This window comes from Fusicatenibacter saccharivorans (assembly GCF_015557635.1).
In the GTDB taxonomy this organism is placed as follows: Bacteria; Bacillota; Clostridia; order Lachnospirales; family Lachnospiraceae; genus Fusicatenibacter; species Fusicatenibacter saccharivorans.
Map to the genome: position 1 here is coordinate 106,330 of NZ_JADNOP010000012.1, position 26,020 is coordinate 132,349.

Consider the following 26,020-nt stretch of genomic DNA (forward strand, 5'->3'; position numbering starts at 1 on the left):
CTTACGCCTTACGCTTCTGCCAACAATGCTGCTATTTTTTCTGCAAAATGCGCTTCACATACGGCAAGGGAAGAACGGTATTCTCTTCCGATGGCTCTTCCAAGCTGCTCTTTGTCCCCAAAAAGAATGCATGGCACTTTATAGTATGCACACATATTGCGAAATTTCTTCTGTGTATTGGCCGACGCCGTTTCCGCCAGAATGACAAGGTATGCGCTGCCGCTCTTTACGGCCTGCTCGGTCGCAAATTCGCCGCTCGATACCTTACCCGCCTTCATGGCAAGGCCCAGCATGGATAATCCTTTACTTTGACTGTTCAATCTTCGCAAATGCCTCCTTTAACTGCTCATAAACCTCTGATGGAATTTCTGCCTTCAGAGAACGGGAAAGTCCTTTGTTTTTCATTGCTTTCCCCAGACATTCCAGAGAGCAGACATAAGCACCGCGTCCGTTCATTCTTCCGGTTGTGTCCGGAACAATCGTTCCTTCGGTGGTTTTCACCACGCGGATCATTTCTTTTTTGTTTTTCATTTCATTGCAGCCAATGCATTTACGCAGCGGCACTTTACGAACTGTACTCAAATGCTCATCCCGCCTTTGTTTTTATTTTAATTACTCTTCGTCTCCGGCTTTCTCTGCTGTTTCTACATCATTCTCGTCGAAGTTTTCTTCTGCAGAGATGGTTTCCTCCTCTGCTGCGGACTCATCGTAATTGTCCTCTTCCTCGTATTCCTCTTCGTCTACGTAGTCGAAGTCTCCTGCCTCGCGTGCCTGGGTCTCGCTCTTAATGTCGATCTTGAATCCGGTCAGACGTGCGGCAAGTCTTGCGTTCTGTCCCTCTTTACCGATGGCAAGGGAAAGCTGGTAATCCGGAACGATTACTTTTGCGGTCTTCTCATCCGGATCTGCCATAACGGAGATAACTTTTGCCGGGCTCAGTGCGTTCTCGATCAGGAGTGCCGGGTTCTCATCCCATGTAATGATGTCGATCTTCTCTCCGTTCAGCTCATTGACAACCGCGTTGACACGGCTTCCGTTCATACCGACGCATGCGCCGACTGCATCGACGTTCGGATCGTTGGACCATACTGCCATTTTCGTACGGCTTCCTGCCTCACGGGCAATGCTCTTGATCTCTACGATGCCTTCTGCAACCTCGGAAACCTCAGACTCAAAGAGACGTTTTACGAGTTCCGGATGGGTACGGGATACCATGACTTTCGGTCCCTTGGTTGTATTCTTTACTTCCAGAACGTATACTTTCACACGCTGGGTCGGCTCAAATTTCTCGCCTTTGACCTGCTCGTTCTCGGTCAGCAGAGCGTCTACTTTACCGAGGTTGATGCTGACGTTGCGTCCTACATAGCGCTGTACCACACCGGTAACCACATCGTGCTCTTTCTCGAAGTACTGATCAAACAGAACTTTACGCTCTTCCTCACGGATCTTCTGAAGAATGACGTTTTTGGCATTCTGGGTTGCAATACGGCCGAACTCTTTGGATTTGATTTCTACCGGAACGATATCGCCGAGTTCATAGCGGGAGTCTGCACGTTTTGCATCGGAAAGGGCGATCTCCATGATCGGATCCTGTACCAGATCAACAACGGTTTTCTCTGCTACGACTTTGAAATCACCAGTCTGGGCGTTGATGCTTACCTTTACATTATCTGCTTTGCCAAAATGGTTTTTACAGGCCTGGATCAGCGACTGCTCAATTGCCTCAAGCAGGGTATCTTTGCTGATATTCTTCTCTTTCTCAAGAACTTCAAGGGCCTCCATTAATTCTGTATTCATTTTTCTCTTTTCCTCCTGTATCTGCGTCTGTTTAGAAATCAAATGCTAAACGGATCAATGCAATATCGCTTTTCTGGAAGACGCGCTCTGTTCCGTCCTCCTCCAAAATGGTCACACTGTTATCATCATATGCGGTGAGTATTCCGTAAAATTCCCGGTTTCTCTCGATCGCACGGTATGTCCGGATTTCCAGCTCTTTTCCCATGCTTCTCTTATAGTCTTTCTCTTTTTTCAGCGGACGTCCAAGGCCCGGGGAGCTGACCTCCATGATATAGGCGTCATCGATAAAGTCCTCTGCGTCCAGCCGGTCAGAAAATGCACGGCTGACGATTTCGCAGTCATCTACGGTAATTCCGCCTTCTTTGTCGATGTAAGCACGCAGGTACCAGGTACCGCCCTCTTTGACATACTCCACATCCACCAGTTCAAAACCATTGGCTTCTACAATCGGAGTGATCAGTTCTTCTGCCTTCTGTTCGTATTCTTCTCTTCTGCTCAAATCCTCACCACCTTTTTTGATTCAGGGAAACTTTCGAAAAATTCTTTCATTTCCCTGTACACAAGAAAGAGTGGACGAAATCGTCCACTCCTTAACAGTCACTTATTAACAACTTTACTATAGCACCTTTTCCGTGCAATTGCAAGGGTTAATTTTCAAAATATCCTTTATTTATCGCCTTTTCCGGCTTTTTTGTTCGCCGGTTCCGGGCAGATGTGGACATCGAGCTGGTTATACGGGATGGAAATTCCCGCCGCGTCAAACTCTTCTTTGATGCGCTCATTCATTTTCCATTTGACCGGCCAGTAATTTTCCGTTGCGACCCAGGCGCGCAGACCGACCGTAATCGCGCTCTCGCCCAGCTCATCTACGAAAAACTGCTGTTCCTCCGACTGAAAATGCGGCTCCTCCTCAACGAGGCGGCGCAGGATGTCCTTCGCTTTTCTGATATCGGACTCATAAGAAATGCCGACTTTGATCTCCAGCTTTCTCCGGTCCATCGCCGTCACGTTGATGATGGTGTGGTTCGTCAGATTGGCGTTCGGGATCATGATGGTACGGTTGTCGATGCTGTTGATTGTCGTGTAATACATCTCAATCTTTTTGACCGTTCCCTCCTGGCCTTCGCCCGGGAAGATAATGTAGTCACCGACCTTAAATGGCTTCAGCAGCAGAATCATCACCCCGCCTGCAAAGTTCGAGAGACCGCCCTGCAATGCCAGGGATACGGCAACGCCGGCGGAGGCGATAGCTGCTGCGATCGACGCTTCGGATACGATACCGAGCTGAACGATAATGGTCAGCACCAGCAGCGTGTTCAGACTGTATTTCACCATGGAAACGGTGAAACTGACCACCGCCTCCTCCGTGTGAAAACGCCGCATGTTTTTCCGGATCAGACCACAGAGCCACAGGATCAGTTTGCGTGCAACCAGAAACAGAATTACTGCAAACACGATCTTCAGCACCAGATCGGCAGCCGAAGAGGCCTTGTCGATCCAGTATTCATAGACGCGTTCCGCCGCTGTCAGATTCACCATGTGTTATCTCTCCTCTGTCTCGAATTTTCTCTGCAGCTCCTCGCCGAGTTCACTCATGCCTGTGCTTTTTTTCGTTTTTGTCTCTGGTTTTGCCTCTGATTTTGCTTCCGACTTGGTTTCCGGCTTTGTCGCCGGCTTCTTTTCCGGATCGGCGGCTGCGCGGTATTTTTCCACGGCTTTTGCTGCCTCTGCCGCTGCGGATTTTCCGGCTTTCACCAGCTTGTCCACCGTCTGCTCTACCGTTTTCACCGGTTTGCTGTCGATCGCCTGCTTTACGACTTTCTCCACCTTCTCTGTCGCAGTCGTAGTTCCCTGCTTTTTCTCTGCGGTTTTCACCGTTTTTTCCGATACCTTTTTCTCTGCTTTTTGGGCAGTCTTTGTTGTTTTCTTTGCTTTTACTGCTTTTACTGCTTCTTCCGTTTTTCCAGCCGGTTTTCCCTTCTTTCCGGTTTTCTTCTCTGCTGCCGCCTTCGCTGCAGTTTTTGCCTTTGCGCTCTTATTGCTTGCAGCGCCCGTCTCCGGCTTCGTATAAGAAAATACCTGAACAGAAAGCGGTGCGAGTTTCACGGTAATCGAGTTTTTCCGTTCGTCGCATTCTGTCTTTTTCGACATTTTCACGCGTGGATTTCCGACGCCTGTTCCGCCATAGCTTTCCGCATCGCTGTTGAACATCTCTTTGTACTTTCCTGGATACGGCACACCAATGCGGAAATCATCGTACTCGACATTCGAGAAGTTGCATACGACAAGCAGCGTGTCTTCTTTCTTCCTTGTTCTGCGAAGGAAGATCAGAAGATTCTTTTCCCACTCCATGCCATTGATCCACTCAAAGCCCTCCGGCTTTTCGTCAAGCTGATACAATGCCGGATTTGCTTTGTAGAATGCATGAAGTGCCGCCATATAGTTTTTTAGCTGCAGATGTTCCTTGTCCTCAAGAAGCTCCCAGGACAGGGACTGTTTCTCATTCCACTCTTTTTCCTGTCCGAATTCCTGTCCCATAAAGAGAAGCTTCTTTCCGGGATGCACCATCTGATAAGCGTACGCCAGACGAAGATTTGCCATTTTCTGCTCCGGTGTACCCGGCATTTTGGTATACATAGACCCTTTCAGGTGAACCACTTCATCGTGCGACAGACTCAGCATGAATTTCTCCGAGTATGCATATACCATAGAAAAAGTCAGCTGATCGTGATGTGCCCCGCGGTATACCGGATCGTTTTTCATATATTCCGTAAAATCATTCATCCAGCCCATGTTCCACTTGTAGTCGAAGCCAAGTCCTTCATCGTCGAGTTCTCCCGTCACCTTCGGCCATGCGGTCGATTCCTCTGCGATAAGAAGCGCATCCGGGAACTCTTTTTTGAAGATGGAGTTCAGATGTTTTAAAAATTCGATTGCCTCAAGGTTCTCATTTCCGCCGTAGATATTTGCGACCCACTCCCCGTCCTGCTTGCCATAATCAAGATACAGCATCGATGCAACCGCATCCATACGGATTCCGTCGGCATGGTACTCTTTTGCCCAGAAAAGCGCATTGGCGATCAGGAAGTTCTTTACTTCCGGTCTGCCGTAATTGTAAATCAGCGTGCCCCAGTGTGGATGGGATCCCTGTCTCGGGTCAAAATGCTCGTACAGACACGTTCCGTCAAACGCAGAAAGTCCGAAGGTATCGCGCGGGAAGTGTGCCGGTACCCAGTCGAGAATAACACCAATGTCGTTCTGGTGCATCGTATCCATAAAATAGCGGAAGTCATCCGGCGTTCCGTATCGTGCTGTCGGTGCGTAATAGCCCGTTACCTGATAACCCCAGGATTCATCGAGCGGATGCTCCATCACCGGCATCAGCTCAACATGGGTGTAGCCGAGCTCTTTCACATAAGAAGCCAGCATCGGAGCGATCTCACGGTAGTTATAAAATTCACGGCCATCGTCCGGTTTTTTCCAGGAGCCAAGATGCACTTCATAAACAGAAATCGGCGCTTTGTCGCCCTGTGTGACACCACGCTTCTTCATCCAGTTCTCATCCTGCCAGGCATATTTTCCAAGATCAACCACAACACTCGCATTGTTCGGACGCAGCTGTGCTGCATTCGCGTATGGATCCGATTTCAGATACGTCAGACCGCCCTTTGCCTTAATTTCATATTTATAGATGTCGCCCGCGCGAACACCGGGGATAAAGAGCTCGTAGATTCCGGACTCCAGAAGATTCATCTGATATGCTCTTCCGTCCCAGTTATTGAAATTTCCGACAACACTGACACGGATCGCATTCGGTGCCCAGACAGCGAAGTAAACACCGCTGATACCATCGATCTTTACCGGGTGTGCACCCAGCTTCTCATAGATGGAATAACAGATGCCGTTTTCAAACTGTTTCTGTTCCTGCTCGGTGAACTGCATCGGATAGGCGTACGGATCGTAATGCTCCATCTGGTTTCCGTCGCCGTCCCAGTAGATCAGCGTATAGGACGGAATTTTCTTTCCTGGAAGCAGCACAGCGAAAAATCCCGCCTCATCCTCGCAAACCATCTCGGTCTGTTTTCCGTCGCGGATCGTATGTACGGCTGCACGGGTTGCGCCCGGGAAAAACGCCTGAATCAAAATACCATCCTCCGTTACGCGCGGTCCCAAGATGTCTCTTGGATGATTTTCCTCGGAATAGACCACGGCTTCTATTTCCGCCCAATCCATATAATCGTATAATTTTTCTTCCATTTTCAAAATTATAACCCCTCCTTTTTTATTTTACGTGCTCTCGCTGCTGCTTCCCCCATACAAAATCGCATAAAAAAGCACTCATTCATGCCAGAGCGTGTTTGAAAAAAGCTTTTCGTGAGCTGCGAGTCCCATTTTCAGCCCAAACGGTCTGCAGCAACCGGATAAGGTCAAAACAGATCGCGAAGTGGGGCTTGCAGATTGTGGAAATGATTTTTCAAATTCTGTTTTTATTCTACCATCCTAACCGCGATTGTACAATGCAAATCTGGTTTGTTTTTTATTCTGTTTTTTTATTTATTCACCGCTGTCACGGAAAACTTTTCGTCTGTGGTCTGAATCTCATTGTTCTCAAACCAGACACTGTAAATTTTCTGTGAAGCCAGTGTTTTCAGGGACTCCCCGGAAAGCGATTCGGCCTGATAATCGAAAAATGCTGCAAGCAGCGTATCAGCACAGCCATATTCACCGGAATAGACAAGCAGTTCGGATGCTGCTGTGTGGTCTTTTCCGTCTGCCGCGCTAAGATACGGCGTGCACATCGTTTTGTCCTGATACTGATAATAGCGGTACGCATCCGGGCTGCCCGCCTGGTAAGCGTGGAAAAACACGATGCTTTTCGGTCCTTCATACGTCATTGTTCCGTATGACTGGATTTCGTTCCCGGAAAGATGATACAGTGGATACCGGTACTCTTTTTCTCCCGTTTCATCGAGACAGCGCACGAAACCGTCCTTACTGGAAATAATGCCGAGCTGATAGCCCTCGCCGCGAATCGTATCTGCCAGATAATCAATCAAAAAAGCATTTTTCATCCAGAAAAAGTCGAGATATGCGGTATAGCCCATCTCTGCGGCATACGCCTGATACGCGTCTGACACATGCAGACAGACCTGGTTTTCCCCTGGCAGCTCCAGTGAAATATCATCCGGGTTCTGTGTAAAGGCAGCAACTGCTGCCGTTTCTTCTGCTGCCGCATCGTTCCGGTTCGGATCAAACTGCGCTGCAGCCGCATCATCATTGCTGGCGCAGAGATTTTCCAGGGACGCATACAGCGGTCCCAGATAAATTTCCCGGCAATTGGCATCGGATACTTTTTTCAGTGCATCGTATAAAACCGGATCTACCGTCAGCACTTCATTTGGATGTTGGTTGATATCATACAGGTTTGTCACATCCTCAAAGCTCTCATCTATATTGAAAAGCCGGTAGCCTTTCACCGCCGCATCTGTGTAAAGCAGCGAAAGTGCCTTTGCCTCCCCGCCTGCGGAAACCCCGCTTGCGCCAACGTTATATTTCAAGGTAAAATCCTCACCGCAGTTCAAATCCGCGCCTGCCTTTACACTGATCTCACGCCAGCCGGAATCTCCGTGCAGAAAGTTCATAAAACCATACACCAGAAAACCGGATCCAATCGCCAGAAGCAGTACTACAAGCAGGATGCGCCGTCCGACATTTTTTTCGGAAAGCCAGACCTTCTGTACCGGCTTTGGCAGCCGTCTGTTCGGATCTTTTACTGTTCTTCCCATTTTTTTGCTCCTCTTTCATTCTAATTTTCCTTTTCCGCTGTGATTTATTGTCCCAAAAAACACATCGCCCGTCAAGTAAAATCGGAACGGAATTCATCTCGCACTTCGTTCCGGAAGCCACAACTTTTTTAATTTACAGAAAATTTCAACGAAGTTTCCTGTAAACTATGAGAAACACGCTCTGCGAGTTTCTCAAGTTATCGCGGCAGTCGCCAAGGTCTCGTGCAAGCACGGACTTTGGCTCGTTGCTCGCGTAAATCAAAAAAAGCGGCACCGGAACCTTTTTCCTGGTTCCGGGCCACTTTTTCTTTCCTGTCCACTATAGGGCAACTAAAATCAATGCAAGGATAAAGATCAGGAGGATCACAGCCAGTACGGCAAATCCGTACAGCGCGCCCTGCTTGCATGCTTTGTAGTTGTGATAGTACTGTTTCTTTTTGTAAACACAAGCTGCAATAATACCGATGATCGGAAGGAAGAACGACAGCACTTTGTACCAGATGCTTCCGGTATCGTGAAGCGGAGTTTTCAGGAACTCATCTTCTGCCTTGGAGAAATGAACCTCGTGGTCCTCCTCTTTTACTTCCTCATCCGGCTTGCGGATGGTGATCGGCTGCAGCGGCTCTCCCTTTTCACGGAGTGCCTTGTACTCTTCGATCTCTTTCTTGTTTCCGTATACAAAGTGATTGTGTCCGATATCCACGAACTCCGGTTTGTCCACGGAATAATCGTGAATGGACGGATCGTAGGTGTACAGCACTTTGTTCTTCTCAAGCTGCGGATCCGGAATCGGGATCGCAGAGATCAGGGAATGGGTGTATGGATGCAGCGGGAAGTTGAACAATTCCTCTGCGTCCGCAACCTCTACGATATTTCCTTTGTAGATAACACCGATACGGTCGGAAATGAACCGTACGATGGAAAGGTCATGGGCGATAAACAGATAAGTAACCTGTTTTTCTCTCTGGAATTTCTTCAGCAGATTGAGGACCTGGGCACGGATCGATACGTCCAGTGCGGAGATCGGCTCATCGGCTACAACCAGCTCCGGCTCCATAACCATGGCACGGGCCAGACCGATACGCTGGCGCTGTCCGCCGGAGAACTCATGTGGGTAACGGGTCAGGTGCTCCGGCAGAAGACCAACTTCGTTGATCATGTTCTCTACCTTTTTCACACGGTCTGCCTCGTTCTCGTACAGATGGAAGTTGTAAAGACCCTCGGATACGATGTAATCGACCGTCGCACGCTCATTTAACGATGCGGCAGGATCCTGGAATACCATCTGAATGTTTCGGATAACCTCCCGGTCCAGGGAATGCGGAATCTTGCCGGAAATTTTAACACCCTTGTACAGGATCTCTCCTGCGGAACACGGGTTGACACGAATGACCGCACGGCCGATCGTGGTCTTTCCGGAACCGGACTCGCCTACGAGGGAGAAGGTTTCTCCCTTGTAGATGTCAAAAGAAGCATTTTTTACCGCTTTGACTGCGTCATCGCCCTTGCCGAAAGTGATATCTACATTTTTTACCTGCAGTAAGATTTCTCTTCCATTTTCGTCAATCGGACCATGCTCCGGCAGATGCGAAACAGTGGTCTTGCTTTCCTGCTTTGTAGACACTTTCAAACTCTCCTATTAGTTGATTCCTGTAACACCAGATTGCTTCGCAATCTTAAAAACTTTCGCAATCCGCTCATTTTTCTCCGAAAAATGGCTACTTGCTCATGTTTTTGCAGGTCTCAAACTCAAAAACCCTCGTGCAAGCTTTGCTTGCGTCGGCTTTTCGACCTTGATCCCCTTGGTTTTACAAGTTGTATGCTTTTAATAATTTTTCGTGAATATTCTGAATTGCCTCCGGCTTCTCCGTCTTTGGTGCTCTCGGATCCAGCAGCCAGGTTTTGGCGTAATGGGTATCCGTTACTTTGAACATCGGCGGCTCTTCCAGTGTGTCGATTTTCAGACAGTACTGGTTACGCGGCGCGAACGGGTCTCCGATAATTTTGTTGTACAAAGACGGCGGGGTACCGGTAATCGAGAACAGCTTTGTATTCCGCTCCGCAAGCTGCGGCAGGGAAGAAAGCAGTGCCCAGGTGTACGGATGGCGCGGGTCGTAGAACAGCTCTTCTACATTCGCAAACTCGATGATCTGTCCTGCGTACAGAACGGCAACACGGTCAGCGATATTCGCTACGACACCAAGGTCGTGGGTAATAAACACGATAGTGTAGTTGTACTCTTTCTGAAGATCCTTGATCAGCTTCAGGATCTGTGCCTGAATCGTAACGTCCAGCGCAGTTGTCGGCTCATCGCAGATGAGGATCTTCGGACGGCAGGAAAGTGCAATCGCGATAACGATACGCTGTCTCATACCGCCGGAATACTGGAACGGATAATCATCGAAACGCTGCTCTGCGTTCGGAATACCAACCTTTTCCATCAGCTCAAGCGCCTGTGCTCTCGCTTCCACCTCGCTGACATCCTGATGTTTCATAATAACAGAAGTGATCTGTTTTCCGATCGTGATGATCGGGTTCAGGGAAGTCATCGGGTCCTGGAATACGGTTGCAATTTTCTTACCACGGATCTGGCCCCAGTCATTCGGGTCCTGGATTTTTGCCAGGTTGATGATGCAGGTTCCGTGGAGCTGCTCCGGTGTCTCATCCAGATAGCGTACGCGGAAGGTAGCCTGGTCAAAAATGCCGTTTCGCTTCTGCTCATCGTTCAGATCCACACCGCGCTCCATTGCAGCTTTGAATGCCTCGTGCAGCTTTTTGATCATGCGGACTTTTTTGCGCAGTTTGTAACGTCCAACAGAAAGATAGATCTCTTTGGCAAGAATCTCATTTCTCTTTCTTGTCTCGTCCGTAATTTCTTTTGCTGTCAGGCCGGCATACTCTTTTTTGTACTCTGCCATCTTTGCATCATACGCCTGATTGTAGGCCGTATCGTTCATGGCAGCCTGTTTGTGTGCCTTGATTTTTTCCTCTTTTGCTTTCTGCAGAGCCTTGATCTCTCCATCCAGTCTGGAAATCTCGGCAGATGTCTCTTTGATTTTCGCTTTTTCTTTGGAAGTATCGAGTGTCTGCTTATAGTTGAAAAGTTCGGTTCTCTTTATTACAAGTTCCTTGATTTCAGCATCTGCTTTCTCACGCTCTTCCTCGCTCAGCGTCATTTTTTCTTCTTTTTCCTGCTCCAGCGCCTTCATTTTCAGGAATACTTCTGAACCATATTCCAGTTTGGAATACTCATTCAGTTTTTCCCAGGTGGATGCGATGGTCTTTTTCGCATAAGAGTTCAGCGGCACAACGGTATCGCTCAGCTCGGCATCGTTGAAAATGATATCTCCCTGGTCAATGAAGCCGTTGCTGTCCAGCATGCCCGCAAACGCTTTTGTGAATACGGATTTACCGGCACCGGACTCTCCTACGATAGCAATGGACTCATTCTCGTAAATATCCAGCGTTACGCCCCGGATTGCCGTCAGGATACGGCCGCGGACACGGAATTTTACCTGTAAGTCCTTAATCGATAATAATACTTTTTTATCTTCCATGCGGCTTTCCTTCCTACATATGTGTTCTCGGGTCGGACGCATCTCCAAGGTTCTGTCCAACTACATATAATACTACGGTGATGATTGAAGCGACAACAACCGGACTCCAGAACTCGAATCCCCATCCCGGTGTCAGCATGGCACCCTCAGCCTCATAGATCAGTCTTCCCAGAGACATGTCAGAAAGTCCCATACCAATGTAAGCCAGGAACACCTCGTAAGAGATGTAGGACGGAATCTCAGTTGCCGCCAGAGTAACAATGACAGATGTCATAAACGGGAGAATATTCTTCATCGCAATTCGGAAAATAGAGGTTCCGAGACATTTTGATGCCAGATTATACTCTCTGTCACGGATGATAACGACCTGTGTACGGATAAAATACGCTATAGCGAGCCATCCGGTAACGGTCAGTGCAAATACCATAGTCCAGAAGCTCGGAGAAAAGATAAGCACCAGGACGGAGATCAGAAGTACATACGGAATATTTCCGATGATGTTGTAAACCTCCATCATGAAGACATCAACCTTCTTCGAAAATCCCCAGACAGATCCGACAATCACACCAATCGAAAGGTTGATGAGCGCACAGATAAATGCCAGGGAAACTGAAATTCTGGAACCAAACCAGACAGCATCAAAGGTTGACTGTCCGGAAGCACCGGATCCTAAAATCCAGTGAATATTGAATCCAAGCTGCTGCAAGGCTTTGCCTGGAGACAGATGTTTTGTCGCGCCGTTCATCAGATTGGCGAAACGGTCGTACTCCACAAAGAGCGGATACACATACGTCATCAGCAGAATCACACCCAGGAGGCAAAGTACGGCAATGTTGATTTTTTTCTTAAAAAATACGCGGAACACGGAATGCCAGTAGGAATATCTCGGAGCCGTAATTTTCTCAGACTCCAAACTGCTGTTATCTACAGGAGAAAACAGTTCTTCCTCAGACAGACCGAATTTATCTAAATCATAATTCATAAGTCCCTACCTGTCTTTCGTTGAGAATGAGATTCGCGGATCTACCATGGACATTAAAACATCGCCCAGGATGATGGAAATAACGGAGAGCACTGCGTAGAACAGTGTAACACCTACGATAACACCATTATCATATTTGCTGATTGCTTCCGTCAGCAGATTACCGGCACCAGGTACTACGTACACACGCTCGGTGATGATGGCTCCGGTCAGTGCGAACAGTACGCTCGCCGGAACACCCTGCACGATCGGAATCGCTGCATTCTTCAAAATGTGTTTCGTAAAGATTTCTCCCTCTGTCAGACCACCGGATCTTGCGAATTTTACGTAATCGGAGTTCATCTGGTCGATCATGTATCGACGCAGCCATTTCATCAGGTTTGCCACCTGCGGCAGTGCCAGGGAAACGATCGGCAGAATATACATCAGCTTGCTCTTCGAATCCATGTCAAAGGTGGTTGGCAGACCCATTTTTCCTCCGATTGCCTTAAACAGGAAAATATAGGCCAGTGAAGGTACTGCTATAATGAATACAATATAGATGGTTCCAAGCTGGTCAACCAGTTTGTCTTTCTTTCTCGCCATCAAAATGCCAAGCGGCACCGCGATGAGATAGGAAAGAATTACGGCAATGATACCGATCACAAAGGAATAGCCGATTTTTGATTTACCACTCTTAATTGTATCCACGTTGGTATAGTCATCTGTGAACCGATCGGAATGAACAGCGCTTGCATCCTGAGATTCGCTCATATACGTTGCGCTGTGCAGATCGTCTGCACTGTATTCCACCAGACCGCTTGGATAGGTAATCTCCGATTTTACGTAGGATCCCTGCGCGCGGGTCATGGTCAGTGCTACATCCACACCCTCATTTACGGAATAGGACTTTCCTAAATTTATGGTGATTATATTCTGATGGAAATATGGGAATTTTGAGTCAAAGTACATCAGGTACTTGTGTGTTGTGCCATTTCCCATGATGGCCGGTGAAAATTTCTTTCCCCCATATACCGGATCGTGTAAGGTAAATGTAATCCCCCTCTTACCTTCTACCTTTGCAGCATCGTGAATGCTGTCGATGTCAATCAAACCGGAAAAATATTTTCCGAGACGCGTTGCAAGCGGAATATCCTTGTACGCAAACAGCTGCTGCTGTCCGCCGTTAGCATATTTTTTCTTACCCATCATGATCGCATCGTATCTTCTTACGGTGTAACCTTTTGCTTTATAATAAGCTGTAAATTTCTTTACATATTCAGATACCAGTTCTGAATCCTGGTCTTTCGTTCTTCCGAATGCTACTGCTTTGGATCTCGTATCCTCGTCAATTTCGCCTTTTGCTTTGAGAGCGTTCAAATAATCTGCATAGGTTACATAATCAAGATATCCGTATGTCTCCCACTTCTGATATTTGTACACCTTTTTCTGGTTATTGCTCTGATGGGAATAGGTGGCGTCCTGTGCGAAAATCAGATTTCGGTCCATCAGAGAATAAATCATAGTCATAACGCATCCAACAACGATTACTACGGAAACAAGGCCATGCAACAAACGCTTAAAAAGATATTTTGTCATATTCTCTCATTCCTTAACACAATATGACAGGGGAATGGCTTTTTTTGTTCCCATCCCCCTGCCGGTTTATTCATTGGCTTTCAACTGTTCTGATCTTTCCAATTTTATCTTTTCCAAAATTAGAAGATACCGAAACATTTGGTCATGTATCCTTCGTAGTCCGGAAGCATGGTATCCAGGTAAGAGCACGGATCACCAAAGTCCGGACTCCATCCGGAGACATCGTATACGTCGTAGTTTGCTTCATAACCATAGTTTGCATAGTATCCTGCATAGTACCATCCATCCAGGTCTACGGCATCAACCAGATTGATCACAACTTTTCCGCCAAGGGCAGCCTCTACTGATTTCTTGTAGGAGTTTGCTTTGTTGGTGTAAACTTCTACTGCAGACGGATATGGATATTCCATCTGGATCGGGTTGCTCTCATCGATGGTGATGCCCTCTTCTGCGAGCTCCTCGATTGCGGTATTCAGTTCTTCTACTGCGTTTTCCGGATTGTACCATCCATCAAAGCCATCGCTGGTCTTGTTTTCGGCATCCCATACTTTGATCTTCACGCCGTCGGCGTCGATCTGTTTCTGTACGATTTCACCATAGTAGGTGCCTGCCGGGAAGGTTGTGTCGGTTCCGTTGATCTGAATGGTAGTGTCTTTTGACAGGCTTACGAAATATCCCGGGGTAAAGGTATTTCTAAGGGAAGTATACTTCAGATCCTCGCCAACCTGCTGTGCATTGTAAGCGCCACGATCTGCTGCAAAGCTGATCGCTCTTCTGAAGTGAACGTTCTGCAGTGCTTTGTTCGTTCTCTGGATTTCTTCGTCAGACTTTGTACTCTTTGCTGTTGTTCCGTCGTTGGCATTTGCAGTCGCAGTACGGTTGATATTGTAGAATGCCATGAAGGAAGTAGCATCGGTATCTGAAACTACTGCGTACTGGTCGTACAGACCTTCGGATTTTGCTGTCTCCATAGTGGAGGTGTTCAGGTTTACATAGTCAACGGTACCTGCTTTTGCATCTGTGTACATTTTGGTAACATCAGACTGGTCATTGAACAGCCAGGTCAGGGTTTTAATGTTTACGTTGTCTTTGTTCCAGTAAGAATCGCTCAGTTTAAAGACGATGGTATTTTTCGCTGTAGCGTTGGTTACCAGGTACGGTCCGCAGTATGCGATCGAGTTGGAATCTTTTCCGTACTGATAATCTGCTGCGGAGGAATCGTACTCAGCACCAAATTTACCGCCCTGGGACTGATAGTAGCTTCTGCTCATCGGCATGAAGATGGTGTAGCCAAGCATGGTCATGAAGTAGCTACATGGCTCTTCCAGTGTGTACTCTACGGTATAGTCATCAACAGCTTTTACACCAACCTCGTCGAAATCGGTAACTTCACCGCTGATGTACTGGGATACGTTTTTGATCACGCCCTGTACCAGGTATTCCAGACCGCCCTGTGCATCACACATGTGCTGCATTCCAGCCACGAAGTCATCTGCTTTTACAGTATCCACTTCACGTCCCTGGGAATCGGTCCATTTTACATCTTTACGAAGGTGGAAGGTATAGGTCAGTCCGTCATCGGATACTTCATAGGATTCTGCCAGTGCCGGCTGCAGAGTTCCCTCTACATCGTACTCCATCAGTCCGTCATAGGTATTGATGATCGCATCGGTATCTGCCGCACGGGAAGTTGCAAGTCCGTCCCATGTTACCGGATCACTCGCATACGGCATGGAGAAGCTGTCTTTTAAGGTGTAACCTTTTCCTGCCAGATATTCTTTTACCCAGCTCTCATAGGTTCCTGTTCCTTTGAGCTCATCCCATTTTGCTCTCATCTCGTTGTAATCTTCTGCTTTGATAAAGTCAGTTGTTACAACATACTGATGATAACGGTCGTTATCGCTTCCCCAAAGGGTATAGTCCTTGGTGCGCGGAGCCATTCTGTACATCGCGTACGTACCACCTCTTGAGGTGAGCGGGTACATCATGGCGGACTCCATCAGTTTTCCCTCGGCAACTGCCATCAGGGCATATCTCTCATCCACCGTTTCTGCTTCCTTTGCAGTAGCAAGTGCATCGTTGAAATCGCCCAGTGCCTCGTTATAGAGCTCTGTGCTGGTCTCGTCGTATCCTTCCGGCATTTCGGACTCCTCTGCCTCGGCTTCGCTCTCACTGCTTGCAGATGCGCTTGCATCGCTTTCGGAAGACGCGCTGCTGCTTACGCTTACACTCTCATCTGCCGGATCAGAACTTCCGCTGCCGGAATTTCCACAGGCAACCAGGCTTGCAGTCATACTCATAACAAGTAATGCGCTTACAATTTTTCTTTTCATAATTTCTTCCTAACTCCTTTCATGGATTCGCGTTGTTTTGCATCATCCGGACATTTACCGGAACGGCTTCGCCATTCCACCGTTTTTCATTTTGGCACTTTACCACATTAAAACGAATAGTACAAAAAGGAGATGCGTCCAACAAGATTTGTTTTCTTCATCCCTCATGCCCGTACATTTGTCCGTTTGTCCAAAAACAACTGGGTTCATTATAACCAGAACTCGCTCCATTTGTCAATATCCGATGCAGGGGAAAAGTGTATAAACTGCATTTAAAGTAATCAAAATCCTCTATTTTTCTCTTTTTGGGTATTGTTCTGATGCCGTTTTTCTATTTTCCTGTATTCTTCGGTTTTATAATGAAAAAAAGATTACACAAATAATTGTTTCTTTCCATTTGCGTTCTGCAGCACTGTCTTTTTGTATTTGTTTCAGATTTTGCTCCGGGAAAGAATCCTGCTGGACGAAAAAACAGACTTCTGAAAATCACATTTCTTCTTATCTAAAAGCGTCATACTGTTTTTTACTTTCGTTTTTTACTTTCGTTTCCTTCTTTTACAAAGCAAAGCCTTCCATGAAGACCGCTCACACCGAAATCACTTTCTTACTTTTTGTCTTCGACAGTCTCCGGACTATTGACATCAAAAAAAAATCCTGCTAATATTAATTTTAATAAGGAACCAGTGCAGTACACGGAAAACAGGCACCGCACGCGGCGTCTCTGATATCCTTGTCGGATACAGCAGACGCTTTTTTGCTTTTTTGCTTTCTTGTGTATCATCACTTCTGCATCCGTATCCGCACGAAAAGAAAAAAGGAGACTTCTTTTATGTATCTTTATAATTCTGCAACCCATAAAAAAGCTGAATTCCTGACACACACACCGGGCCGTGTAGAAATGTACACCTGCGGACCTACCGTTTATCATTTTGCGCACATCGGAAACCTGCGCAGTTATATTATGGAGGATGTCCTGGAAAAGGCACTCCGCTATGAAGGCTACGACGTCAACCGTGTCATGAATATCACCGATGTCGGCCATTTAAGCTCCGATGCGGACACCGGCGAGGACAAGATGGTCAAAGGTGCAAAGCGCGAGCACAAAACAGTCATGGAAATCGCACAGTATTACACCGATGCATTCTTTGCGGATTGCAAAAAGCTGAATATCAAGCGCCCGGATGTCGTACAGCCGGCAACGGGATGCATTGACGAATATATCAAAATCATCGAAAAGCTGATGGACACCGGCTACGCTTACTTTGCCGGCGGAAATGTTTACTTTGACACCAGCCGTCTTGACCACTACTATGTATTCAACGACCACGATGAGGATGATCTTGCCGTTGGTGTCCGCGAGGGCGTAGAGGAAGATACCAACAAACGTAACAAAAACGATTTCGTTCTCTGGTTTACCAAATCAAAATTCGAGAACCAGGCGCTCAAATGGGACTCTCCATGGGGCGTCGGTTATCCGGGATGGCACATTGAGTGCTCCGGTATCTCCATGAAATACAACGGAGAATACCTCGACCTGCACTGCGGCGGCGTGGACAATGCCTTCCCGCACCACACCAACGAGATTGCGCAGTCCGAAAGCTACCTTGGCCATGCATGGTGCCCGCAGTGGTTCCATGTACATCACCTGAATACCTCGACCGGAAAAATGTCGAAATCAAAAGGTGAGTTCCTGACGGTTTCTCTTCTGGAAGAAAAAGGCTACGATCCGCTTATCTACCGTTTCTTCTGCCTGCAGTCCCATTACCGCAAGGCGCTTGTGTTTACCTGGGAGAACCTGGACAACGCAAAAATCGCCTACGACAAGCTGATCGCCCGTATCGCCGCTTTAAACCCGGAGAACGGATCCGTCGATGAAGCTTCTATGACTGCTTTAAAAGAAAAATTCCAGAAAGCACTCGACGCTGACCTCAATACTTCGCTTGCCATCACAACGCTGTATGATGTCTTAAAGGCAGACATGAACGACGCAACGAAACTGGCACTTCTCGACAATTTCGATCAGGTGCTCGGTCTTGCCCTTCTCTCCCATGCAAAAGCAAAGAGAAAAGAGGCCGCAAAGACAACTTCCGCTTCCACTGCATCCGGTTATCAGATTACCGGCGAGGGAGATCCGGAGATTGATGCGCTCGTTTTAAAACGATATGAAGCAAAGAAAGCCAAAAACTTTGCGGACGCAGATAAGATCCGTGACGATCTGAAAGCACAGGGCATTGAAGTTGCCGATGTACGCGGCGGAGCCGTCTGGAAACGAATCTGAAAATCTTTTCGTAACCATACATTACAGGCAAAGAGAACTGTCCCAGGGCAGTTCTCTTTTTTGTGCCGTTCTTTACCCAAAGGAAGTCAAACAGCAGTAACTTCTGCCGTTCTTGACAGGAAAAGGCGGTACCCCTGTTTTCGGGCACCGCCTTTTCCTGTCACTTTTTGATTTTCTTTGATTCTCTTTATTGAATGATACGAACCTTTAATACACCATCAACTGCTTCGAGGGCTTTTACTATCTCCTCGGTTGCTTCGCTTTCCAGATCCATCATCGTGTAAGCGTAATCGCCTTTACCTTTGTTTGTCATATCGCTGATGTTGACACCTGCATTACCCATAACGGTGGTGAATGCTCCCAGCATACCAGGGATATTCTTGTGGCAGATTGTCACACGGCCTGCACCGGTGCATACGCCCATATCGCAATTCGGGAAGTTGACGGAGTTTCTGATGTTTCCGTTCTCAAGGAAATCCCGGATTTCCTTGACTGCCATCACAGCACAATTGTCCTCGGATTCCTTCGTGGATGCTCCAAGGTGCGGGGTAACGATCGTTCCCTCTGCACCGACTACCTTCGGATTTGCAAAGTCGGTCACATATTTCTTCATTTTTCCGGCCTTTAAAGCCGCGAGAACAGCATCCTCGTCAACGAGAAGATCTCTTGCATAGTTCAGAAGAACCACGCCGTCTTTCATCTCATCGATTGCTGCTTTGTTGATCATACCTTTCGTGCTGTCCAAAAGCGGCACATGGATGGTGATATAATCGCAGGTGCGATAGATATCTTCTACATTCTGGATGTGATGGATGTCGCGGGACAGGTTCCATGCTGCATCGACGGAAATGTATGGATCGTATCCGTATACTTCCATACCAAGATGGGTGGCTGCATTTGCCACAAGCTGGCCGATGGCACCAAGGCCGATGATACCGAGTTTCTTTCCGCTGATCTCGCAGCCGGCAAATTTCTTTTTCTGTTTTTCTGCCGTTTTTGCGATGTCGCCGTCTTCTTTGTCACTCTTCACCCATTCGATACCGCCTGCGATATCACGGGATGCCAGCAGCATACCGGCAAGTACAAGCTCTTTGACGCCATTTGCATTGGCTCCCGGTGTATTGAAGACCACGATACCCTGCTCTGCGCAGTCGGTAAGCGGAATGTTGTTGACGCCGGCTCCTGCTCTTGCTACAGCGAGGAGGCTCTTCGGCAGCTCCATGCCGTGCATGGCTGCACTTCTGACGAGAACCGCATCGGCATCTTCCAGACTCTCGGTCTGCTGATAGTTTTCATTAAAATTTGCAAGGCCTACGCCTGCAATCGGATTTAAGCAATGATACTGAAACATTAGAGATTTTCCTCCTCGAACTTTTTCATGAAGGCTACGAGTGTTTCTACGCCTTCTTTCGGCATTGCATTGTAAATGCTTGCACGCATACCACCGACGGTACGATGGCCTTTCAGGTTTTCAAGTCCGGCTTCCTTGGACTCTTTGACGAATTTTGCATCCAGATCTGCATTTCCGGTGATAAACGGAACGTTCATCAGAGAACGGTCTTCCGGTACAACGGTTCCTTTGAAGAGCTTGCTCTGATCCAGGAAATCATACAGCAGCTTTGCTTTCTCTTCGTTGCGCTGTTTCATAACTTCCAGGCCGCCCATTTTCTTCAGCCATTTGAAGACTTTGCCGCACATGTAGATGCAGTAGCAGTTCGGTGTGTTGTACAGGGAGCCTGCGTCTGCGTGTGTCTTGAATTTCATCATGGTCGGTGTTCCCGGCAGGACATCGTCGGTGATCAGATCGTCGCGGATAATGGAGATGACCATTCCGGCAGGTCCGATGTTTTTCTGGACACCGCCGTAGATGATGCCGTAATCAGAGACATTGACAGGTTCGGAGAGGAAACAGGAGGAGACGTCTGCCACCAGGGTTTTGCCCTTGGTATTCGGCAGTTTTTTGTATTTGGTACCGTAAATGGTGTTGTTTTCGCAGATATAAACATAGTCGGCATCCGGGCTGATCGGAAGATCGCTGCAGTCCGGGATGTAGGAAAATGTTTTATCCTCAGAGGAGGCAATTTTGTTTGCCTTTCCGTATTTCTGTGCCTCTGCGTATGCTTTCTTTGCCCACTGGCCTGTTACGATGTAATCTGCGACACCGTTTTTCATCAGGTTCATCGGGATCATGGAAAACTGCAGGGAGGCACCGCCCTGAAGAAACAGAACTTTGTAATTTGACGGAATTCCTATCAGATCACGAAGGTCTGCTTCTGCCTCATCGATGATATTCTGGAATACTTTGGAACGGTGGCTCATCTCCATCACGGACATGCCGCATCCGCGGTAATCCAGCATTTCCTCCTGGGCTTCTTTCAACACTTCCTCTGGCAGAACTGCCGGTCCTGCGGAAAAATTATAGACTCTGCTCATTTTTTTGTCCTCCTGTTTCTCTTACTGCTTTATATTACTTGGAAACCACCGTTTCTATACCGGTGGTTTCCATTGTAATCTTATGTATTTCCTTTGTATCTTTTCTTACAAGTCTGCAATTCATATGGTAACACGGTATTGCTTTACCGCGTTGAAACTATGATACCCCTTTGTCAGAAATCTGTCAATCCTTTTCTTGTTCCTTTTTTGCCAGATCCTCCGCATCGAAAACATCCTCGATCGGTGCTCCGGCCGGAACCATCGGGAATACCTTCTCATCACAGTCAATCCACACATCGATCAGCGCCGGTTTTCCGCTCTCGATTGCTGCACGGATCGCCGGACCCATCTCCTCTTTTTTCGTCACACGGATTCCCTTTACGCCGAGCGCCTCGGCAACCTTCACAAAGTCTGCCTGATCCTGCAGAACCGTGTTGGAATACCGTTTTCCATAGAACAGAGTCTGCCACTGGCGCACCATACCGAGCACGTGGTTATTGACAACAACCTCAATGACCGGAATGTTATGTCTGGAAAGGGTTGCCAGCTCGTTCATGTTCATACGGAAGCAGCCGTCTCCTGCGATGTTGATGACAACCTTGTCCGGGCGTCCCATTTTTGCACCCATCGCTGCTCCAAGACCAAAGCCCATCGTTCCAAGACCGCCTGATGTCAGAAGCGTTCTCGGCTTCGTATAGCGGTAATACTGTGCCGCCCACATCTGGTGCTGGCCGACATCCGTTGTGATAATTGCCTGTCCGTCCGTTGCCTTATAGATCTCCTCGATCACATACGGTCCGGTAAGCCCCTCTTCATGCTTTAACGGGTATTTTTCTTTCATTTCCCTGATCTTTGCAATCCACTCGTCATGGTGCATCGGCTCCAGCTTCGCATTCAGCCGTTTTAAGACCTCTTTGACGTCTCCGATGATACTGTACTCAACCGCAACGTTCTTATTGATTTCTGCGGCATCTACATCGATCTGAACAATTTTCGCATGGTTGGCAAATTTTGCGGCATTTCCGGTGACGCGGTCGGAAAATCTTGCCCCGAGTACAATCAGAAGATCGCACTTTGTCACACCGTAGTTTGAGGTTTTTGTTCCATGCATGCCAAGCATGCCGGTGTACAGCTCATCTGTTCCCGGAAATGCTCCTTTTCCCATCAAAGTGTCACAGACCGGCGACTGGATCCGGTGTGCCAGTTCGCGTACTTCTTCGGATGCACCCGAGATAACACTGCCGCCGCCCACAAAAATGTAGGGACATTTCGACTCCTGAATCATGGATACAACGTGATCCAGTCCTTCTTCTGTGATTCTTTCGGTAAACGGTTCAATTTGTTCCGGTGTTTTCGGCTCGTATTCGCAGGTTGCCGCCGTTACATCCTTGGTAATATCCACCAGTACAGGACCCGGTCTTCCGCTTTTTGCGATCGTAAACGCACGGCGCAGCGTATCTGCAAGAACGGTGATATCTTTTACAATCACACTGTATTTTGTGATCGGCATCGCAACACCCGCAATGTCAATCTCCTGAAAGCTGTCTTTTCCAAGCAGTGCCTTTCCTACGTTACAGGTAATCGCTACCATCGGCGTAGAATCCATGTAGGCGGTTGCGATTCCGGTGACAAGGTTCGTTGCGCCGGGGCCGCTTGTAGCCATGCAGACGCCTGTTTTTCCGGTAGCCCGCGCATATCCGTCTGCCGCATGCGCAGCACCCTGCTCGTGTGAGGTCAAGATATGGTGGATTTCCGGGTGGCGGTAAAGTTCATCATAGATATTTAAAATGGTTCCGCCCGGATAGCCGAACACGGTATCCACACCCTGCTCCTTCAGGCACTCGATAACAATCTGTGATCCAGTTAATTCCATGTCTGTATGATTCCTTCCTTATGTTTTCGCTTTGTGTATAAAATCCGTTTATGAAATCAGCCATCCGAGAAAAAAGCGCGTTCGGACGGCTGATATGATTTTATGATTTTTCTGAGTTAGAACTCCAGAATAGCTCCCTTATTTGCACTGGAAACCATCTTTGCGTAGCGTTTCAGATAACCTGTGGTTACTTTCGGCTCTCTCGGAGTCCATGCAGCTTTTCTGCGTGCCAGCTCTTCGTCCGATACGACAACCTCCAGCTTGTGCTCCGGAATATTGATACGGATCAGATCGCCTTCCTCAACGAGTGCGATCGGACCGCCCTCTGCTGCCTCCGGGCTTACATGACCGATGGACGCACCGCGGGATGCGCCGGAAAAACGGCCGTCCGTGATCAGGGCTACGGAAGAACCAAGTCCCATACCTGCAATGGCAGAAGTCGGATTCAGCATTTCACGCATACCAGGACCACCCTTTGGTCCCTCATAACGGATGACAACAACGTCGCCTGCCACGATCTTGCCGCCGCGGATTGCCTCGATGGCATCCTCCTCGCAGTCAAAGACTCTGGCCGGGCCTTCATGAACCTGCATCTCCGGAACAACGGCAGAACGTTTGACAACTGCGGTATCCGGTGCCAGGTTTCCTTTCAGAACGGCGATACCGCCGGTCTTGCTGTATGGATTCTCAACTGGACGGATGATCTCAGGATTTTTGTTGACACATCCTTTGATGTTCTCCCCTACGGTCTTTCCGGTTACTGTCATACACTCTGTGTGCAGCAGATTCAGCTTGTTCAGCTCATTCATAACGGCATAAACACCGCCTGCCTCGTTCAACTCCTCGATATAGTGGTATCCTGCCGGAGCCAGATGGCAGAGGTTCGGGGTCTTCTCGCTGATGGCGTTTGCCATCTCCGGATTCAGCTCTACGCCTGCCTCATGCGCAATGGCCGGCAGATGCAGCATACTGTTGGTGGAACATCCCAGTGCCATATCGACGGTCAGAGCGTTCAGGAATGCTTCTTTTGTCATGATGTCTCTTGGACGGATATCCTGTTTTAACAGCTCCATAACCTGCATACCGGCTCTCTTTGCCAGGCGCAGACGCTCGGAGTATACGGCCGGAATCGTTCCGTTGCCTTTTAAGCCCATACCGAGAACCTCGGTCAGGCAGTTCATGCTGTTTGCGGTGTACATACCGGAGCAGGAACCGCAGGTCGGGCACGCATTGCACTCGAAATCATAGACGTCTTCCTCTGTCATGGTTCCGGCAGCGTAGGAGCCGACTGCCTCGAACATGCTCGAAAGACTTCTCTTCTCGCCTTTTACGTGGCCGGCAAGCATCGGGCCGCCGCTGACAAATACGGTCGGAACATTGACTCTTGCTGCTGCCATCAGAAGACCAGGTACGTTTTTATCACAGTTCGGGATACATACCAGGGCATCAAACTGATGTGCCATTGCCATACACTCGGTGGAATCGGCGATCAGGTCACGGGTAACGAGGGAATATTTCATTCCGATGTGGCCCATGGCGATACCGTCACAGACTGCGATGGCCGGGAACACGATCGGTGTTCCGCCTGCCATGGCAACGCCCATTTTTACAGCCTCTGTAATTTTATCCAGGTTCATGTGGCCCGGTACAATCTCATTGTAGGAGCTTACGATTCCTACGAGCGGTTTTTTCATTTCTTCTTCGGTCAGACCCAGCGCACGCATCAGAGAACGCTGCGGTGCCTGTGCGATTCCTTTTTTTACAGCATCACTTCTCATGATCTTTTCCTCTTTTCTTATCTTACAGTTTTATGCCATTGCTTTTACCAGCAGATCTCCCATTTCGGAGGTGGATACTTTTTTGCATCCCTCGGACATGATGTCTACGGTGCGGTATCCGTCTTTTAAGATTTTCTGTACAGCATTTTCTACTGCCTCTGCCTCTTTATCGAGATCCAGAGAGTAGCGGAGCATCATGGCCGCGGACAGAACCGTTGCAATCGGGTTTGCAATGTTTTTTCCTGCGATATCCGGTGCAGAGCCGTGACTTGGCTCGTACAGGCCGAATTTTGTCTCATTCAAACTGGCGGAAGAAAGCATTCCGATGGAACCTGCCACCATACTTGCCTCATCGGAAAGGATATCTCCGAACATGTTTTCTGTCAGAACCACGTCAAACTGGCACGGATTGTGAACAATCTGCATTGCACAGTTATCAACCAGCATATGCTCTAACGTAACGTCCGGATAATCTTTTGCAACATCCTCCACAACAGCTCTCCACAGACGGGAGGAGTCGAGAACATTTGCTTTATCTACACTTGTTACTTTTTTCTTTCTCTTTCTGGCGATGTCGAAGGCACGGATTGCAATACGGCGGATTTCAGGCTCGCTGTAAGTCAGGGTATCCGTTGCTTTTTTGATTCCGTTCTCTTCTACGGTGCTGCGCTCTCCGAAATACAGGCCGCCGGTCAGCTCACGCATGATCAGCATGTCAAAGCCCTCACCGATAATTTCTTCTTTTAACGGGCAGGCATCCTTTAATTCCTGATACAGATACGCCGGGCGCAGGTTTGCAAACAGGCCTAACGATTTCCGGATTTTTAAAAGTCCGGCCTCCGGGCGCTTATCCGGGCTTAATTTGTACCACGGGGAGGTTTTCGCATCTCCTCCGATCGAGCCCATCAGAACAGCGTCACATTTTTTTGCTTCTTCTATGGTTTCATCTGTCAGCGGCACGCCGTGCACATCGATGGAGGCTCCGCCCAGCAGAAGGTTGGTATATTCAAACTGATGTCCATATTTCTCGCAGACAGCGTCCAGAACCTTTTTTGCCTCATCTACAATTTCCGGTCCGATTCCGTCACCGTGAATTAATCCAATACGGTATTCCATATCTTTCTCCCTCTTTTCTTCCGGCTGAAAAACCGTTCTATTTTCTCTGCGTCTATAGCATTTCTAAATTATACGCTATTTTTCCGGTAATTTCAACACGAAATTTCTTTGCATCGGACGAAACGCAATAATCTTTTTGCTTTTTTGTCATTTGAGAGAAAAATACGCGACATTCTTCCCCGTTTCGTAAACGGTAGATAGGTTCTTTCCGCACTTAGTTGAAATTGATGTGTTAAAGTTATATAATACATTCAAAATATATTTACCAAGAGCGCTGATTGTCAAGGTAGTTGTCAGTAAAAATATATATTTTTTGTTCTTGCAGGTTATCAAATATTGTTCTGTACCTGACGTGAGTATCAATAAATTATCCACATTTATTGGTAATCACGTCAGGCACAGAATCCTGCCTGATCACCATCATTTTGAATGAATGAAAAGTCTAATCCCCCAGCTATGCTGGGGAGAATAGAGTAGTCGGAAGTGGTGAGGATAACAAAATAAAGCCT

Annotated in this window: 19 protein-coding genes; 2 read left to right on the forward strand and 17 right to left on the reverse strand. The window is 47.9% G+C overall.

Annotated elements, in window-relative coordinates; all coding sequences use genetic code 11:
* Nucleotides 1-8: 8 nt before the first annotated feature.
* The 6 genes from I2G42_RS11375 to glgB all read right to left on the reverse strand — a co-directional run bounded on the left by I2G42_RS11375 (nt 9) and on the right by glgB (nt 6,054).
* Nucleotides 9-320, reverse strand: coding sequence for a L7Ae/L30e/S12e/Gadd45 family ribosomal protein (locus I2G42_RS11375; protein WP_055221524.1), 312 nt, complete (start codon nt 318-320; stop codon nt 9-11).
* Nucleotides 304-582: an RNase P modulator RnpM gene (rnpM, locus tag I2G42_RS11380; RefSeq protein WP_022462929.1), complete on the reverse strand. Its 279-nt coding sequence runs from the start codon at nt 580-582 to the stop codon at nt 304-306. The genes I2G42_RS11375 and rnpM overlap by 17 nt, the downstream gene beginning before the upstream one ends.
* A gap of 30 nt (nt 583-612) precedes the next feature.
* A complete protein-coding gene (nusA, locus tag I2G42_RS11385; protein ID WP_117801676.1) occupies nt 613-1,797 on the reverse strand; it encodes a transcription termination factor NusA in 1,185 nt (394 codons plus the stop codon).
* A gap of 31 nt (nt 1,798-1,828) precedes the next feature.
* Nucleotides 1,829-2,296, reverse strand: coding sequence for a ribosome maturation factor RimP (locus tag I2G42_RS11390; protein ID WP_022462927.1), 468 nt, complete (start codon nt 2,294-2,296; stop codon nt 1,829-1,831).
* Nucleotides 2,297-2,463: 167 nt separating this feature from the next.
* On the reverse strand, nt 2,464-3,336 hold the full coding sequence (locus I2G42_RS11395; RefSeq protein WP_022462926.1) for a mechanosensitive ion channel family protein: 873 nt from the start codon (nt 3,334-3,336) through the stop codon (nt 2,464-2,466).
* Between the two features lie 3 nt (nt 3,337-3,339).
* Nucleotides 3,340-6,054: a 1,4-alpha-glucan branching protein GlgB gene (glgB, locus tag I2G42_RS11400; RefSeq protein ID WP_117801765.1), complete on the reverse strand. Its 2,715-nt coding sequence runs from the start codon at nt 6,052-6,054 to the stop codon at nt 3,340-3,342.
* Between the two features lie 101 nt (nt 6,055-6,155).
* On the opposite strand from glgB, the gene I2G42_RS17020 reads away from it, so the two are divergent.
* Nucleotides 6,156-6,434, forward strand: coding sequence for a DUF6783 domain-containing protein (locus I2G42_RS17020; protein WP_373142180.1), 279 nt, complete (start codon nt 6,156-6,158; stop codon nt 6,432-6,434).
* Here the strand turns inward: I2G42_RS17020 and I2G42_RS11405 are convergent.
* The 6 genes from I2G42_RS11405 to I2G42_RS11430 all read right to left on the reverse strand — a co-directional run bounded on the left by I2G42_RS11405 (nt 6,348) and on the right by I2G42_RS11430 (nt 16,033).
* A complete protein-coding gene (locus tag I2G42_RS11405) occupies nt 6,348-7,583 on the reverse strand; it encodes a hypothetical protein (protein ID WP_195531074.1) in 1,236 nt (411 codons plus the stop codon). The genes I2G42_RS17020 and I2G42_RS11405 overlap by 87 nt on opposite strands.
* Nucleotides 7,584-7,902: 319 nt before the next feature.
* A complete protein-coding gene (locus I2G42_RS11410; protein ID WP_330611327.1) occupies nt 7,903-9,207 on the reverse strand; it encodes an ATP-binding cassette domain-containing protein in 1,305 nt (434 codons plus the stop codon).
* Nucleotides 9,208-9,391: 184 nt separating this feature from the next.
* On the reverse strand, nt 9,392-11,140 hold the full coding sequence (oppD, locus tag I2G42_RS16720; RefSeq protein ID WP_195531075.1) for an oligopeptide ABC transporter ATP-binding protein OppD: 1,749 nt from the start codon (nt 11,138-11,140) through the stop codon (nt 9,392-9,394).
* A gap of 13 nt (nt 11,141-11,153) precedes the next feature.
* Nucleotides 11,154-12,122, reverse strand: a complete 969-nt coding sequence (locus I2G42_RS11420; RefSeq protein WP_055228618.1) for an ABC transporter permease — start codon at nt 12,120-12,122, stop codon at nt 11,154-11,156.
* A 6-nt stretch (nt 12,123-12,128) separates the two neighbouring features.
* Entirely contained in the window at nt 12,129-13,700 is a 1,572-nt protein-coding gene (locus I2G42_RS11425; RefSeq protein WP_195531076.1) for an ABC transporter permease, read from the reverse strand.
* 119 nt (nt 13,701-13,819) lie between these two features.
* Entirely contained in the window at nt 13,820-16,033 is a 2,214-nt protein-coding gene (locus tag I2G42_RS11430) for an ABC transporter substrate-binding protein (RefSeq protein ID WP_195531077.1), read from the reverse strand.
* A gap of 829 nt (nt 16,034-16,862) precedes the next feature.
* On the opposite strand from I2G42_RS11430, the gene cysS reads away from it, so the two are divergent.
* A complete protein-coding gene (gene cysS, locus I2G42_RS11435; RefSeq protein ID WP_055228621.1) occupies nt 16,863-18,311 on the forward strand; it encodes a cysteine--tRNA ligase in 1,449 nt (482 codons plus the stop codon).
* Between the two features lie 187 nt (nt 18,312-18,498).
* On the opposite strand, the gene I2G42_RS11440 is transcribed toward cysS, so the two are convergent.
* The 5 genes from I2G42_RS11440 to leuB form a co-directional block, all read right to left on the reverse strand.
* Nucleotides 18,499-19,662 carry a phosphoglycerate dehydrogenase gene (locus tag I2G42_RS11440; protein WP_055228622.1) on the reverse strand — a complete coding sequence of 388 codons (1,164 nt, stop codon included), beginning with the start codon at nt 19,660-19,662 and terminating at the stop codon, nt 18,499-18,501.
* Nucleotides 19,662-20,744: a 3-phosphoserine/phosphohydroxythreonine transaminase gene (serC, locus tag I2G42_RS11445; RefSeq protein ID WP_195531078.1), complete on the reverse strand. Its 1,083-nt coding sequence runs from the start codon at nt 20,742-20,744 to the stop codon at nt 19,662-19,664. Before serC ends, I2G42_RS11440 begins: the two co-directional genes overlap by 1 nt.
* A gap of 184 nt (nt 20,745-20,928) precedes the next feature.
* Nucleotides 20,929-22,617, reverse strand: a complete 1,689-nt coding sequence (gene ilvB / locus I2G42_RS11450; protein WP_055228624.1) for a biosynthetic-type acetolactate synthase large subunit — start codon at nt 22,615-22,617, stop codon at nt 20,929-20,931.
* Nucleotides 22,618-22,733: 116 nt separating this feature from the next.
* Nucleotides 22,734-24,395: a dihydroxy-acid dehydratase gene (gene ilvD / locus I2G42_RS11455; protein WP_055228625.1), complete on the reverse strand. Its 1,662-nt coding sequence runs from the start codon at nt 24,393-24,395 to the stop codon at nt 22,734-22,736.
* Between the two features lie 30 nt (nt 24,396-24,425).
* Nucleotides 24,426-25,511 carry a 3-isopropylmalate dehydrogenase gene (gene leuB / locus I2G42_RS11460; RefSeq protein ID WP_055228626.1) on the reverse strand — a complete coding sequence of 362 codons (1,086 nt, stop codon included), beginning with the start codon at nt 25,509-25,511 and terminating at the stop codon, nt 24,426-24,428.
* Between the last annotated feature and the right edge of the window lie 509 nt (nt 25,512-26,020).